Source organism: Massilia endophytica (assembly GCF_021165955.1).
In the GTDB taxonomy this organism is placed as follows: Bacteria; Pseudomonadota; Gammaproteobacteria; order Burkholderiales; family Burkholderiaceae_D; genus Rugamonas; species Rugamonas endophytica.
In genome coordinates, this window is record NZ_CP088952.1 from 228,926 (window position 1) to 243,033 (window position 14,108).

13 protein-coding genes are annotated in these 14,108 nt (G+C 64.6%); 7 read left to right on the plus strand and 6 right to left on the minus strand.

The window, feature by feature from the left end:
* Positions 1–7: 7 nt before the first annotated feature.
* Genes LSQ66_RS01085 through LSQ66_RS01095 form a run of 3 tightly spaced genes read right to left on the minus strand, consistent with a single transcriptional unit; the run spans position 8 to position 2,223 of the window.
* Positions 8–799, minus strand: a complete 792-nt coding sequence (locus LSQ66_RS01085) for a BPSS1780 family membrane protein (protein ID WP_231767979.1) — start codon at positions 797–799, stop codon at positions 8–10.
* Positions 796–1,755, minus strand: a complete 960-nt coding sequence (locus LSQ66_RS01090; protein WP_231767980.1) for a homoserine kinase — start codon at positions 1,753–1,755, stop codon at positions 796–798. Before LSQ66_RS01090 ends, LSQ66_RS01085 begins: the two co-directional genes overlap by 4 nt.
* A gap of 54 nt (positions 1,756–1,809) precedes the next feature.
* Positions 1,810–2,223 (minus strand): hypothetical protein, encoded by a 414-nt coding sequence (locus LSQ66_RS01095; RefSeq protein WP_231767981.1) that lies wholly within the window; start codon positions 2,221–2,223, stop codon positions 1,810–1,812.
* A gap of 179 nt (positions 2,224–2,402) precedes the next feature.
* Between LSQ66_RS01095 and polA the strand changes: the two genes are divergently transcribed.
* The 3 genes from polA (at position 2,403) to LSQ66_RS01110 (ending at position 6,921) form a co-directional block, all read left to right on the plus strand.
* Positions 2,403–5,150: a DNA polymerase I gene (gene polA / locus LSQ66_RS01100; RefSeq protein ID WP_231767982.1), complete on the plus strand. Its 2,748-nt coding sequence runs from the start codon at positions 2,403–2,405 to the stop codon at positions 5,148–5,150.
* A 22-nt stretch (positions 5,151–5,172) separates the two neighbouring features.
* Positions 5,173–6,048 (plus strand): dienelactone hydrolase family protein, encoded by an 876-nt coding sequence (locus LSQ66_RS01105; RefSeq protein WP_231767983.1) that lies wholly within the window; start codon positions 5,173–5,175, stop codon positions 6,046–6,048.
* A gap of 123 nt (positions 6,049–6,171) precedes the next feature.
* Positions 6,172–6,921, plus strand: a complete 750-nt coding sequence (locus LSQ66_RS01110; RefSeq protein WP_231770021.1) for a ZIP family metal transporter — start codon at positions 6,172–6,174, stop codon at positions 6,919–6,921.
* A 31-nt stretch (positions 6,922–6,952) separates the two neighbouring features.
* Here LSQ66_RS01110 and LSQ66_RS01115 read toward each other — a convergent pair whose 3' ends face one another.
* From LSQ66_RS01115 to LSQ66_RS01125, 3 genes are read right to left on the minus strand one after another with little or no spacing between them, the layout of a single operon-like run.
* A complete protein-coding gene (locus tag LSQ66_RS01115; RefSeq protein WP_231767984.1) occupies positions 6,953–7,807 on the minus strand; it encodes a sulfurtransferase in 855 nt (284 codons plus the stop codon).
* 9 nt (positions 7,808–7,816) lie between these two features.
* Positions 7,817–8,740, minus strand: coding sequence for a DMT family transporter (locus LSQ66_RS01120; protein ID WP_231767985.1), 924 nt, complete (start codon positions 8,738–8,740; stop codon positions 7,817–7,819).
* A 7-nt stretch (positions 8,741–8,747) separates the two neighbouring features.
* A complete protein-coding gene (locus LSQ66_RS01125; RefSeq protein ID WP_231767986.1) occupies positions 8,748–9,848 on the minus strand; it encodes an aromatic ring-hydroxylating oxygenase subunit alpha in 1,101 nt (366 codons plus the stop codon).
* Between the two features lie 276 nt (positions 9,849–10,124).
* On the opposite strand from LSQ66_RS01125, the gene LSQ66_RS01130 reads away from it, so the two are divergent.
* The 4 genes from LSQ66_RS01130 to LSQ66_RS01145 are packed head-to-tail and all read left to right on the plus strand — an operon-like array spanning position 10,125 to position 14,060.
* Positions 10,125–10,376, plus strand: coding sequence for an exodeoxyribonuclease VII small subunit (locus LSQ66_RS01130; protein WP_231767987.1), 252 nt, complete (start codon positions 10,125–10,127; stop codon positions 10,374–10,376).
* A complete protein-coding gene (locus LSQ66_RS01135; RefSeq protein ID WP_231767988.1) occupies positions 10,373–11,263 on the plus strand; it encodes a polyprenyl synthetase family protein in 891 nt (296 codons plus the stop codon). Before LSQ66_RS01130 ends, LSQ66_RS01135 begins: the two co-directional genes overlap by 4 nt.
* Positions 11,264–13,135: a 1-deoxy-D-xylulose-5-phosphate synthase gene (gene dxs / locus LSQ66_RS01140; protein ID WP_231767989.1), complete on the plus strand. Its 1,872-nt coding sequence runs from the start codon at positions 11,264–11,266 to the stop codon at positions 13,133–13,135.
* Positions 13,136–13,160: 25 nt separating this feature from the next.
* Positions 13,161–14,060: a hypothetical protein gene (locus tag LSQ66_RS01145; RefSeq protein ID WP_231767990.1), complete on the plus strand. Its 900-nt coding sequence runs from the start codon at positions 13,161–13,163 to the stop codon at positions 14,058–14,060.
* Positions 14,061–14,108 lie beyond the last annotated feature (48 nt).

Consider the following 14,108-nt stretch of genomic DNA (forward strand, 5'->3'; position numbering starts at 1 on the left):
GCAGGCCTCATTCCTTCGGGGTTTCCGGCTGCACGAGGGCGGCCGGCGCTTCCGCCTCCGGCTGGCCGAAAATCTGGCGGTAGGCGGCGTAGAAGGAGCAGTGCAGAACGACCGTGAGGATCACGGACATGGGCATCATCAGCGTCATGGCGAACTGGTTGCGGCCGAAGATGAGCAGGATCAGCTGGCTGGCCAGCACCGTCATGCCGAACCAGCTGGCGGCGAACACCGCGAAGGCCTTGATCGAACGCAGGACGGAGAAGAAGCTGAAGAAGATGGCCTTCCCCAGGCTCATTTTCTGCCAGTAGATGAGGGGCGCGGCGAAGGCGAAGCCCATGGCGCCGGGCAGGTAGACCAGCACTGCCAGCAGGATCGCGCTGCCGATGTTCGAGCCGCGCAGCTCGGGCGAATTGGCCTGGACGCGGCCGGTGAGGAGCTGGATGAACATGCCGTCGTCCACCAGGGCGGAGAGGCCCACCGCCAGCGCCGCCACAGCGAGGTAGAGCATCCCGAGCGCGAACAGCTGGGGGAAGGCGGGCTTCTGGAAGCCCGACACCAGCAGCGCGGGCACGATGCGCCTCTTGTAGTCGATGAAGGCGCAGGCGCGCATGAAGGCGACCGAGAACACGGGCACCAGGATCACAGGCAGCAGCTGCCCCAGCACAGGTATCAGGCCGAAGAACAGCATGATGAACATGTAGCCGAGGAAGAGCGTGGAGAGGCCGCCGGGCTGCTGGCGGAACAGGGAGAAGCCCTGCTTCACCCATTGCCATCCTGTGATCGCGGGCAGCTTGTTCATGCGAAGAGCACCGGAGGGGCGACGTTGATGCGCTCGCGCAGGATGCGCTCGAAATGCCCGGGATCATGGGGCGTGAGCAGTTCCGCCTCGCGCGGCTTGTGCAGGTCGTACAGGCGCGAAAGCCAGAAACGCAGCGCGCCCGCGCGCAGGGCGCAGGGCCAGGCCTTTTTCTCGGCTTCCGTGAAGGGACGCACGGCATGGTAGGCGTCCAGCATGGCGCGCACGCGCGGCTCATCGAGCCTGCCGCTGGCGAGGTCCACGCACCAGTCGTTCACGGTGACGGCCACATCGAACAGCCAGGTATCGCAGCCTGCGAAATAGAAGTCGAAGAAGCCGGTCAGGCGTTCGCCGTCGAACATCACGTTGTTGCGGAACAGGTCTGCGTGCACGGGGCCCTGCTGCAGGCAGCGGTAGGTATCGGAGGCCGCAAACTCCTCCTGGTATTCCATTTCGCTGCGCAACAGCGCCGCTTCAGCCTCGCTCAGGTGCGGCATGACGGCGGGCGCCGCCTGGCGCCACCATTCCAGGCCGCGCAGATTGGGCTGGTAGAGCGGAAAGTCCTGCCCCGCCAGGTGCATCTTCGCCAGCATGGCGCCAACGGCCGCGCAGTGCACGGGCCGGGGCTCCATCTGCGAGCTGCCTTCCAGTTTCGACACGATGGCGGCAGGCTTGCCGTGCAGCGGCACGCAGAGCACGCCCTTGTCGTTGGGGACCGGCGCCGGAACCAGCACGCCGCGCGCCGCCAGGTGGCGCATCAGCTCCAGGTAGAAGGGCAGCTGCTCGAAATTCAGGTTCTCGAAGATGGTGAGCACATACTCGCCGCGTTCGGTGCTCAGGAAGTAATTGGTGTTCTCGATGCCGGAGGCAATGCCCTTGAGTGCGGTGGCGCGGCCGAGAGGGAACTGCTTGATCCATTGGGCCACATCGTCCAGTGTGACCGGGGTAAAGACTGCCATGGGAAATCGTCAGGTAATCGTCGATAAAAACAGGCCCGGCTGCGCCGGGGCCGATCAGCGTTTTGCGGGCGGCGCGGGTGGCGGCGGCGGTTCATCCAGCTTGTCCGCTGCGGCGGCCTGGTCTTCGCTGCGCTGCTTCTGCTTTTTCGCGATATCGAATTCCATCACCGTCCATTGCGGGCCTCGTACGCCGCTGCCGCTGGCATCGCCCGGCAGGGCGGTGCTGTTGGTCTTGCGGGCTTTCACGGTATAGGCGCCCTTGCCGCTGCCTACCTTGCTCTCCGTGATCATGCCGCCTTCCCGTTTTTCGGTGACGGCGCGTTCCGCGCCTGGTTTGGTGGTAACCGTGATCGGCGTGTCCGTTTCGTCGATTTTGTCGAGTTTGGGCGGGGTCTGCGTCTGCGCGCCGGCGGCGCCTGCGGCCAACAGGGTCAGCAAGAGGATGGAGCAGTTTGTAAGGGCGCGCATGATGACCTCTGTCGAAGACGCATTTTGTCGTATGGCCCATTGTAACAAACTGACACGATATTGCCCGTTTTGTCTCTGGGGAGCCGTCCTGCAGGCGGCCGAAAAACTCTGCGATAATGGGAGATTCACCTTCATTCAGTGCCGGGCCGCTGGCGGATCCGGCCGCTTCATGGTCATTTATGCAAAAAACACTGCTGCTGGTTGACGGCTCCAGCTACCTGTACCGCGCCTTCCATGCGCTGCCCGACCTGCGCAGCCAGGAAGGCCACCCCACTGGCGCCATGCACGGCATGGTCAACATGCTGCGCCGCCTGCGCGCCGATTTCCCCGCCGCCTATATCGCCTGCGTGTTCGACGCCAAGGGCAAGACCTTCCGCGACGACATGTACCCGGAATACAAGGCCACCCGCGCCTCCATGCCAAGCGACCTGGCGCTGCAGATCGAGCCGATCCACGAGGCCGTGCGCGCCATGGGCTGGCCCATCCTCATGGTGGAAGGCGTGGAGGCGGATGACGTGATCGGCACCCTCTCCGTGGAAGCCGAGAAGAACGGCATGGAAGTGATCATCTCCACCGGCGACAAGGACCTGGCCCAGCTGGTCACCTCCAAGGTCACCCTGATCAACACCATGACCAACGAGAAGCTGGACGAGGCGGGCGTGCTGGCCAAGTTCGGCGTGCCGCCGAACCGCATCATCGACTACCTGACCCTCATCGGCGACACGGTGGACAATGTGCCCGGCGTGGCCAAGTGCGGCCCCAAGACGGCCCTCAAGTGGCTGGGGCAGTACGACAGCCTGGATGGCATCATCGCCAATGCGGACAAGATCACCGGCGCCGTGGGCCAGAACCTGCGCGACGCGCTGGAATGGCTGCCCCAGGGCCGCAAGCTGATCACCGTGAAGACCGACTGCGACCTGACGAAGCACATGATGTCCATCTCCGAGTCCCTGGTGGCGAAGGACGAGGACCGCGAGCTGCTGCTCGCCTTCTTCACCAAGTACGGCTTCAAGACCCTGCTGCGCGAACTGGGCGGCCTCACTCCTGCTGCGCCCACGGGCGCAGCCGCACCGGCCGCTGCGCCGGGCGAAACAGGCGACATGTTCGCCGCCGGACCGGCCACCGTGAGCTACGACACCGTGCTGACCGAAGCCCAGCTGGACGCCTGGATCGAACGCATCCACCAGGCCCCGCTCACGGCCATCGATACCGAAACCACCTCGCTCGACCCCATGGCCGCCGAGATGGTCGGCATTTCGCTGGCGACGGAGCCGGGAATCGCCTGCTACATCCCCATGGCCCACCGCTACCCCGGCGCGCCCGAGCAGCTGCCGCGCGAGCTGGTGCTGGAGAAGCTCAGGTCCTGGCTGGAGGACGGCTCGAAGCAGAAGCTGGGCCAGAACCTGAAGTACGACGCACACGTTTTCGCCAACCATGGCGTGAACCTGCGCGGCATCGTGCACGACACGCTGCTGCAATCCTATGTGTTCGAGTCCCACCGTTCGCACGACATGGACAGCCTGGCCATGCGCCACCTGAACCACAAGACCGTGGCGTATGAAGAGGTGTGCGGCAAGGGCGCGAGCCAGATCTGCTTCGACCAGGTGGACGTGGCGCGCGCCACCGAATACGCGGCGGAAGACGCCGACGTGACCCTGCGCCTGCACCTGGCCATGCACGGCCACGTGGCGGGGGACGAAGGCCTCACCTCCGTCTACAGCACCATCGAACTGCCGACGGCCGTGGTGCTGCAAAAGATCGAGCGCAACGGCGTGCTGATCGACGCGGCGCTGCTGGCGACCCAGTCCAATGAGCTGGGCACGCGCATCCACGAACTGGAACAGAAAGCCTACGAGCTGGCGGGCGGGCCCTTCAACCTCGGTTCGCCCAAGCAGATCGGCGAAATCTTCTTCGGCAAGCTGCAGCTCCCAGTGGTGAAGAAGACGCCGAGCGGCGCCCCGTCCACGGACGAAGAAGTGCTGCAGAAGCTGGCGGAAGACTATCCGCTGCCGAAGGTGCTGCTGGAATACCGCGGCATGGCCAAGCTCAAGTCCACGTACACGGACAAGCTGCCCAAGATGATCAACCCGCGCACGGGCCGGGTGCACACCAACTACGCGCAGGCCGTGGCGGTGACGGGCCGCCTCGCGTCGAACGACCCGAACCTGCAGAACATCCCCATCCGCACGGCGGAAGGGCGGCGCATCCGCGAAGCCTTCATTGCGCCGCCGGGCAGCCATATCGTGTCGGCCGACTACTCGCAGATCGAGCTTCGCATCATGGCGCACATCTCGGAAGACGAGAACATGCTGCGCGCCTTCGCGGAAGGCGAGGACATTCACCGCGCCACCGCCGCCGAAATCTTCGGCGTGCCGCCCGCCGAAGTGCAGAGCGAGCAGCGGCGTTACGCGAAGGTCATCAACTTCGGCCTCATTTATGGCATGAGCGCTTTCGGCCTCGCCGCGAACCTCGGCGTGGACCGCGCCGCCGCGCAAAGCTATATCGACCGCTACTTCGCCCGCTTCTCCGGCGTGAAGCGCTACATGGACGAAACCCGCATGGACGCGAAAGCCAAGGGCTACGTCACCACCGTGTTCGGCCGCCGCCTCTGGCTCCCGGAGATCAACTCGCCGAACGGCCCGCGCCGTCAGGCGGCCGAGCGTGCGGCGATCAATGCGCCCATGCAGGGCACGGCGGCTGACCTGATCAAGCTCGCCATGATCGCGGTGCAGGGCTGGATAGAGAAGGAGAACCTGAAGTCGCGCATGATCATGCAGGTGCACGACGAACTGGTGCTGGAGGTGCCGGACGAGGAACTGGCGATGGTGCGCGAAAAGCTGCCGGAACTGATGGCGGGCGTCGCGCAGCTGAAGGTGCCGCTGGTGGCCGAAGTTGGCGTCGGCCGGAATTGGGACGAAGCTCACTAAACTGAACGAAGGAGGAGAAGGTATGAAGGATCTGCAGAACGATGCCGTTAGCCTGATTGGCCAGTCCGAAGGGCTGGACCGCCGCGACTTCCTCAAGGCTGCATTGGGCACCGGCTTCGCTGCCGCCGTGCTGCCGGTGCAGGCCCAGACCGCGATCAAGACCGATACCGCCGGACTGACCGAAGGCACGGTGACCATCAAGGTCGAAGGCCAGAGCGTTCCGGTCTACCGCGCACAGCCCGAAGGCAAGACCGGGCTGCCCGTGATCCTCGTCATCTCCGAAATCTTCGGCGTGCATGAACACATCGCCGACGTGGCGCGCCGCTTCGCCAAGCAGGGCTACATGGCGCTGGCGCCGGAACTCTTCGTGCGCCAGGGCGATCCCCAGATGGAGCACAGCATCCCCGACCTGATAAAGAACATCATCTCCAAAACGCCGGACGCGCAGGTCATGGGCGATCTGGATGCGGTGGTGGCCTGGGCCAAGGCCAACGGCGGCAATACGGACAAGCTGGGCATCACGGGCTTCTGCTGGGGCGGGCGCGTCACCTGGATGTACGCCGCGCATAACCCGAACGTGAAGGCCGGCGTGGCCTGGTACGGCCGCCTGGTGGGCGAATCGAATGCCATCACGCCCAAGCACCCGGTCGATGTGGCATCCACGATCAAGGGCGCGGTGCTTGGCCTGTACGGCGGCAAGGACCAGGGCATTCCCCTCGACACCATCGACAAGATGAAGGAAGCGCTGGCCAAGGGCAGCAGCAAATCCACCTTCGTGGTCTACCCGAATTCAGGCCACGCCTTCCACGCCGACTACCGTCCCAGCTACAACGAGGCGGACGCGAAGGATGGCTGGTCGCGTGCGCTGGCCTGGTTCAAGAGCCACGGCGTCGCCTGAAAAGCTGGTAATTCTGCAAAAGCGCGGGCTGGACGGTAAAATGTCCGGTTTGCGCGCGGCTGCGTGCGCGTCACGGGCACGCCTGTAAGAGGTCTCAAAATCGATCCGGTACTCATTTCCATCCTGCTCGCCACCACCCTGGCTGGCGTCATCAGCATCACGGCTGCTGCGGTGTTCTCGTTTACGCTGCTCTCGAGGATGGTGGAACGCATGGTCAGCCTCTCGGTCGGCATCATGCTCTCGACCTCCCTGCTGCACGCGCTGCCCGAGGCCTTCGAGTCGGGTGCCGACACCCACAGCCTCTTCGCCGCGCTGCTGGCGGGCCTGCTGGCCTTCTTCATGCTGGAAAAACTGGCCATCCTGCGCCACTCCCACCACCACGAAGGCGACGGCCACCACCACGCCCATGGCCACGACAAGCACGAGGCAGGGCGAGCGGGCTGGATGATCCTGCTGGGCGATGGCATGCACAACTTCACGGACGGCATCCTGATCGCGGCCGCCTTCCTGGCCGATCCCCAGCTGGGCATTGTGACGGGCGTGGCCATCATCGCCCACGAGATCCCGCAGGAGATCGGCGACTTCATCGTGCTGCTCAACGCCGGGTTCACGCGCACGCGCGCCTACGTCTACAACCTGCTATGCAGCCTGCTGGCGGTAGCGGGCGGCCTGCTCGGCTACTACACCCTGGACCGCGCCAGCAACCTGATTCCCTACGTGCTGGTCTTCGCGTCCTCCGGCTTCATCTACATTGCAGTCAGCGACCTGATGCCCCAGATGCAGCGCCGCGCCACGATGAAGGAAACGGTGCCCCAAGTGCTGCTGATCGCGCTGGGCGTCTGCATCGTCCTCTTCCTCACCGCCCACCACTAATTTCCTAAAGGGGTCTGTCCCCTTTAAGAAATTAGTTGCGGCCGGTGGCGACGGGGCGGGTGGGGGAGGCGCACCATTCGGACCAGGAGCCGGGATAGAGCGCCGCGCCGGACAGTCCGGCGATTTCGAGGGCGAGCAGGTTGTGGCAGGCCGTCACGCCCGAGCCGCATTGCATGATGGCCTGCGCTGGCGATGCAAACAGCGGGGCGAATTCTTCCTTCAGCTGGGCCGCGGGTTTGAAGCGGCCGTCCGCCTGCAGGTTGTCCTTGAAGAAGCGGTTCTTCGCGCCGGGGATGTGGCCGCCAACCGGGTCGATGGTCTCGTTCTCGCCGCGGAAGCGGTCGTTGGCGCGCGCGTCCACCACCGTGCGCTTGCCGCTCGACAGATTTGCCACCACATCTTCCACCGTCACGGTCTGCGTCAGCGGGGCCTTGTCGCCGATATTTCCGGCGGGACGGGCCCTGGTTTCCGCCGTCAGCGGCAGGCCTTGCGCTTCCCAAGCCGCGAGGCCGCCATCCAGCACTGCCACCGCTTCGTGGCCGACCCAGCGCAGCAGCCACCAGAGGCGCGCCGCATACATGCCGCCGTGGGCGTCGTAGGCGATGACCTGGGTGCCGTCATTGATGCCCCAGCGGCGCAGCGTGTCGATGAAGCCCGCACGGTCGGGGAGGGGATGGCGGCCCTTGAACACGCCGTCCGCACCCTGTTTGGGGCCCGAGAGGTCGTGGTCGATGTTGGCGAATTGCGCCCCCGCGATATGCCCTGCCGCGAAGGCGTCCCGGCCGTAGGCGGGGTTCATGAGGTCGTGGCGGCAGTCGAGGATGATCCAGCCTTCGTCGTTCAGGTGCTGCGACAGGGTGGCGGCATCGATCAGGGTGGTGTGCATGCTGTCTCCTTATACTTCGCTGGCAATCGGGTCGGTCTTGGCGATGGCTGCGCCTTTGTCCGTGTTGCGGGTATTGTAGAACGTGGCCGCCATGCCGGAGGCGAGGATGATGCCGATGCCCAGCCAGCTGTGCCAGTCGAAGGTGTCGCTGAACACCAGCACGCCCCATACGCTGGAGAAGACGATGCCGGTGTATTGAAGATTCGCCACCACAAGGGTCTTGCCCACGCGGTAGGCGCGCGTCATGGCCATCTGCGCGGCCGTGGCGCACAGGCCTATGCCCAGCAGGAGCAGGAAGCCGTAGGTGTTGTTGAGCGAGTGCCACACGACGGGACCGCCGCCCGCTTCGGCGACATGGCCGCCCGCTCCAGCGAGCAGGTTCATGACTGAGAAGAAGTAGACGACGCGATATTCGGGTTCGCCCGCAAGCCCCAGCTTGCGCACCTGCATATAGGCCATGGCGGAGAGCACGGAGGAGCCGAGCGCGATGAGCGCGTCGAACAGCAGATTGGCGTGGAAGGCGGGCTGCAGCAGCAGGGTCACGCCGACGAAGCTCATGAAGATGGCCACCGTGAGCGGCCATTCCACGCCCTTGCGCTTGTGCCACCAGCCGTGGGTAAAGAGCCAGACGGCGATCCAGATGGGCGCCATGTAGTTGAGCGTCATGGCGGTGGCGAGGGGCAGCTTGGCGATGGCGTAGAACCACATCCACAGCGAGACCACGCCGACGACGCCGCGCCAGAGGTGGCCCATGGCGAAGCGGGTACGCAGGGTGCCGCCCTGGAACCAGATCATGCAGGAGAGGATGGTGATGCCGACCACGCCCCTGTACATCACGATTTCGGAAGTCGAATACAGTCCCGAGGCCAGTTTCACGCAGACGCCCATTGCGGCAAACATGAAACTGGCAAATAGCATCCACAGTGACTGCATGACTTCCTTAAAGTGTTATTTTGCTGCGATACCACTCATGGAAGTGCTGCATGCCGTCTTCCATCGGCGACTGGTACGGCCCCGCATCGCTGGTGCCGCGCTGCATGAGAATGCGCCGTCCGGCATCCATGCGCAGGGCGATTTCGTCGTCCTCGACGCAGGTTTCCATGTAGGCCGCGCGTTCCGCTTCGATGAATTCCCGCTCGAACAGCACGATCTCTTCGGGGTAGTAGAACTCCACCACGTTCTTCGTGCGCTGCGGCCCGTCCGGCCACAGGGTCGATACCACCAGCACGTGCGGATACCACTCCACCATGATATTGGGGTAGAGCGTGAGCCAGATGGCGCCGAAGGGCGGCGCCTCGCCGCCGCGGAACTTGAGCAGCTGCTCGTGCCATTTCTGGTAGACCGGCGAGCCGGACTTGCGCAGGCCGCGGTTCACGCCCACGGTCTGCACGCTGTAGTCCGCGCCGAATTCCCAGCGCAGGTCGTCGCAGCTCACGAAGGAGCCCAGGCCCGGGTGGAAAGGCTCGACGTGGTAGTCCTCCAGGTAGACCTCGATGAAGGTCTTCCAGTTGTAGTCGCAGTGGTGCACTTCGACGTGGTCGAACATGTAGCCGCTGAAATCGAGGTCCTTGGTGACGGAGAGCTTCGAGAGCTTTTCCATCACGTTGTAGCCGTTCTGCTCGAACAGCAGCCCGTTCCAGTTCTGCAGCCGCGTCTTCGGCAGGTTCAGGCAAGGCGTTTCGGGGAAATGCGGCGCCCCGATCAGCTCACCCTTCAGGTCATAGGTCCAGCGATGCAGGGGGCAGACAATATTGTTCGCATTGCCACGGCCATTGAACATGAGCGCCTGGCGGTGACGGCAGACGTTGGAGAGCAGTTCGAGGCCTTGCGCGTTACGGACCAGCATGCGCCCTTCGTCTTCCGCAACGAGGGTCGCAAAGTCGCCGACATTCGGCACCATCAATTCGTGTCCCACGTAGCGTGGGCCTGCCTGAAACAAGTGCTGCATTTCGCGCTGCAGAAGCGCTTCGTCAAAATAGACGCTAACCGGTAGTTGCGCGTTGGAGCGCGCTAGCCTGGCGTGGGTACCCAGATCGGACATCCCAACCCCCCTTAATTAAAGTACTGCAAACCAAGAAGAGACAGAATCCGCAAAGACCTGAATTCAGAGTATAAAAACGGTATTTCGGACAGAACCGGAGATTATAGCGCGAATGGCCCCATTTTGCCCGAATTTCTCCGGCTGCCTCGCCCCGCAGGGCGAACAATCTAGCGTGGCCGGAATTGCAACATGGGCTGATCCGTAAGCCCGGCATTTTTAGACCGTGGCGGACAGTTTGTTCTAAAATAACGGGCTACACTGAGCGATTGAGTATCTATGTCCAAGAAAATGAATGCCGAGAACGCCGCCCCCGCCTCATTCGAGGATGCGATGGCCGAGCTGGCGCAGCTGGTCACGCAGATGGAAGCCGGACAGCTGCCGCTGGAGGCTTCCGTGGCGGCCTATGCGCGCGGCTCCGAGCTGGTGAAGTATTGCGCGGCGCAACTCGACAAGGTCGAATCGCAGGTGAAGGTCCTGGAAGGCGACATGCTCAAGCCCTTCGCGGAAGACGGCGAGGCGCAGCAATGAGCGCCTCCTTCCAGGACTGGATGAAAACCATCCAGGCGGGCATGGAGGCCGACATGTCGGCTTATCTCCCCGCCGCCCAAGCCATTCCCACCAGGCTGCACGCGGCAATGCGCTATGCCCTGCTGGGCGGCGGCAAGCGTGTGCGCCCGCTGCTGGTGTACGCGGCCGGAGCGCTCTTCGGCGCCGACGCGCAGGCCCTGAGCCGAGCCGCCGCCGCCGTCGAGATGATCCACGCCTATTCGCTGGTGCACGACGACATGCCCTGCATGGACGACGACGATCTTCGCCGCGGCAAGCCGACCGTGCACGTGGCCTACGACGAGGCGACCGCGCTGCTGGTGGGCGATGCGCTGCAGTCCCAGGCCTTCACCGTGCTGGCCGAGGCTACCACGCTGCCGCCGGAGCGCCAGGTCGCCATGCTGGCGCTGCTGGCCCAGGCAGCCGGTTCCTCGGGCATGTGCGGCGGCCAGGCCATCGACCTCGATAGCGTGGGCCTGAGCCTGACCCAGGAGCAGCTCGAACGCATGCACCAGCTGAAGACGGGCGCCCTGCTGCGCGCGTCCGTAGTGCTGGGCGCCCTGGCAGGAAAATCGCTGGATGCGGCCGAACAGAAGGCGCTGGACGACTACAGCCGCGCCATCGGCCTGGCCTTCCAGGTGGTGGACGATGTGCTCGACGCCACGGCCGATTCGGCCACCCTGGGCAAGACCGCGGGCAAGGACGCCGCGGACAACAAGCCCACCTATGTGTCGATCCTGGGCCTGGAGCCTTCGATCGCACTGGCAGAACAATTACGGCGCGAGGCGCATGCCGCACTCGCCCCATTCGGAGAATCTGCACTGCGTCTGCGCGAGATCGCCGACCTTATCGTGCAGCGGAAGGCTTAAATGAAACTGCTTGAAACCATCAACAATCCGGCCGACCTGCGCAAGCTGCCGCGCACCCAGCTCAAGCCCCTGGCCGACGAGCTGCGCGGCTTCCTGCTCGATTCCGTGTCGAAGACCGGCGGCCACCTGTCCTCGAACCTGGGCACGGTGGAGCTCACCGTCGCGCTGCACTATGTGTTCAACACCCCGCAGGACCGCATCGTGTGGGATGTGGGGCACCAGACCTATTCGCACAAGATTCTCACCGGGCGCCGCGACCAGTTCCATACGCTGCGCCAGCTGAACGGCATCTCCGGCTTCCCGCGCCGCGTGGAAAGCGAGTACGACACCTTCGGCACGGCCCACTCGTCCACGTCGATCTCGGCGGCGCTGGGCATGGCCCAGGCGGCGAAGATCAAGGGCGAGCAGCGCCACGCCATCGCCGTGATCGGCGACGGCTCCATGACGGCGGGCATGGCCTTCGAAGCCCTGAACAACGCGGGCGTGGAAGAAGACCTGAACCTGCTGGTGATCCTGAACGATAACGACATGTCGATTTCGCCGCCGGTGGGAGCGCTGAACCGCTACCTGGCGCGGCTCATGTCCGGCCAGTTCTACGCCGCTGCGAAGAACGTCGGCAAGTCCGTGCTGCCCGGCCCCATGCTGGAGTTCGCGAAGCGCATCGAGGAGCATGCGAAGGGCCTCGTCGTTCCTGCAACCATGTTCGAGGAATTCGGCTTCAACTACATCGGCCCCATCGACGGCCATGACCTCGACTCGCTTATCCCCACGCTGCAGAATATCCGCCAGCTGAAAGGCCCGCAGTTCCTGCACGTGGTGACGAAGAAGGGGCAAGGCTACAAGCTGGCCGAGGCCGAGCCTATCCTCTACCACGGCACCGGCAAGTTCAACCCGGCCGAAGGCATCAAGCCCGCGCCGCCGTCGAAGATCACCTACACCGAGGTGTTCGGCAACTGGCTGTGCGACATGGCCAAGCATGACAAGCGCCTGGTCGGCATCACGCCCGCCATGCGCGAAGGTTCGGGCATGGTGCGCTTCGAGCAGGAACATCCGGACCGCTATTTCGACGTCGGCATCGCCGAACAGCACTCGGTGACCTTCGGCGCAGGCCTGGCCTGTGAAGGCCTGAAGCCTGTGGTGGCGATCTATTCGACCTTCCTGCAGCGCGCCTACGACCAGCTGATCCACGACGTGGCCCTGCAGAACCTGGACGTGACCTTCGCCCTGGACCGTGCAGGCCTGGTGGGCGCCGACGGCGCAACCCACGCGGGCAATTACGACCTGGCCTACCTGCGCTGCATCCCGAACATGGTGGTGATGGCGCCTTCGGACGAAAACGAGTGCCGCCAGATGCTGACGACGGCCTTCCATTACCAGGGCCCGGCCGCCGTGCGCTACCCGCGCGGCGCCGGCGTTGGCGCCGCGATCCAGCAGGAGCTTGTGTCCGTCCCATTCGGCAAGGGCGAGATCCGCCGCACGGGCCAGAAGATCGCCATCCTTGCCTTCGGCTCCATGGTGGCGCCGAGCGTGGCCGCTGGCGAGCAGCTGAATGCCACCGTGGCCAACATGCGCTTCGTGAAGCCGCTGGATGCGGCCCTCGTCAAGCAGCTCGCCGCCGACCACGATTACCTCGTGACGGTGGAAGAGGGTTCGGTGATGGGCGGCGCAGGTGCGGCCGTGGCCGAATCGCTGGCCGAACAGGGCATCGTCAAGCCGCTGCTCATGCTCGGCCTGCCGGACAAGTTCATCGACCACGGCGACCCGGCCAAGCTGCTGGCAAGCGTAGGCCTCGACGCAGCGGGCATCGCCGCTTCGGTCCGCCAGCGCTTCTTCGCTGGCGACGAGCCGCGCCTGGTCGTCAACAACTCCTGATTTTCATCGGGCAGGCCAGGCGATCATGCGCAATGCTCGCTGGCCTGTGCTGATTCTCGCGGCCGTGGCCATCGGCTTGCTGCTTTCCTTCTTCATTCGTCCTTCCGATCAGGAAGCGCCGCACCCTGCCGCCACTCAGCCAGCGCGCATGGCCGTCGCGAATGCGCTGCATCCCGCCGCGCCAGGCGCCACAAGGGTTCCTGGCTCGCCGCCGCCCACCGCCGCCATGCGGCAGCGCTTCGAAACCGCGGAAAACTATGCAGCCTTCATCCAGGACGCGATGCAGCGTCCCGAAGAAGGAGGGCGCTTCTACGCCTGGATCGCCTACGTGCGCTGCATGGAAGTGGCCCGTGCCGATACGCGCCGCGCAAGCGCCGCGGACCGGGGGGCTGTCCTTCAGGCCGCGGTACGCGTTATTGGTGAACTGCAGCACCGCTGCCGCGACGTTGCCGCCTACTACCCCGATGAGCGTGCGGTCCAGGCGGCGCTGCGCTACTCGAACGCGCGCGGTGCTCCCGACGCGCTGCTGAACGAGCGCGGGGCTTTGCTGCCACCCAGCCGCGAAACGAGCGTGGCCGACCTGCAGCACGCCTATGCCAGCAACGACCCCTATCTCATCGCGGCCACGCTGGATGCCAATATCGACTTCTTCGCCGAGAGCCTGGGCGAAGAATTCCGCACGGGCGATGAACGCCCATTGCTGTACATGGCGATGTCGGTGGCCGTATGCGAGATAGTCGGCGATTGCGCGAACAGCTACCGCGCGCTGCTGCCATGCCTGAACGGCGCCGCCTGCGAGTCCACGGACTACCGGGAGTATGTGCGGGCCACCGTTCCGCCCGAGTCCCGCGAGCTGTTCGATAAAACCCGCAAGCGCCTTTTGCAGATCGCGCGCGAACGCGCGATACCGCAAATCGCGCATTAATTCCACTGCCTTGATTCAATTGCAGATAACAAGCGATGCATAAACGCG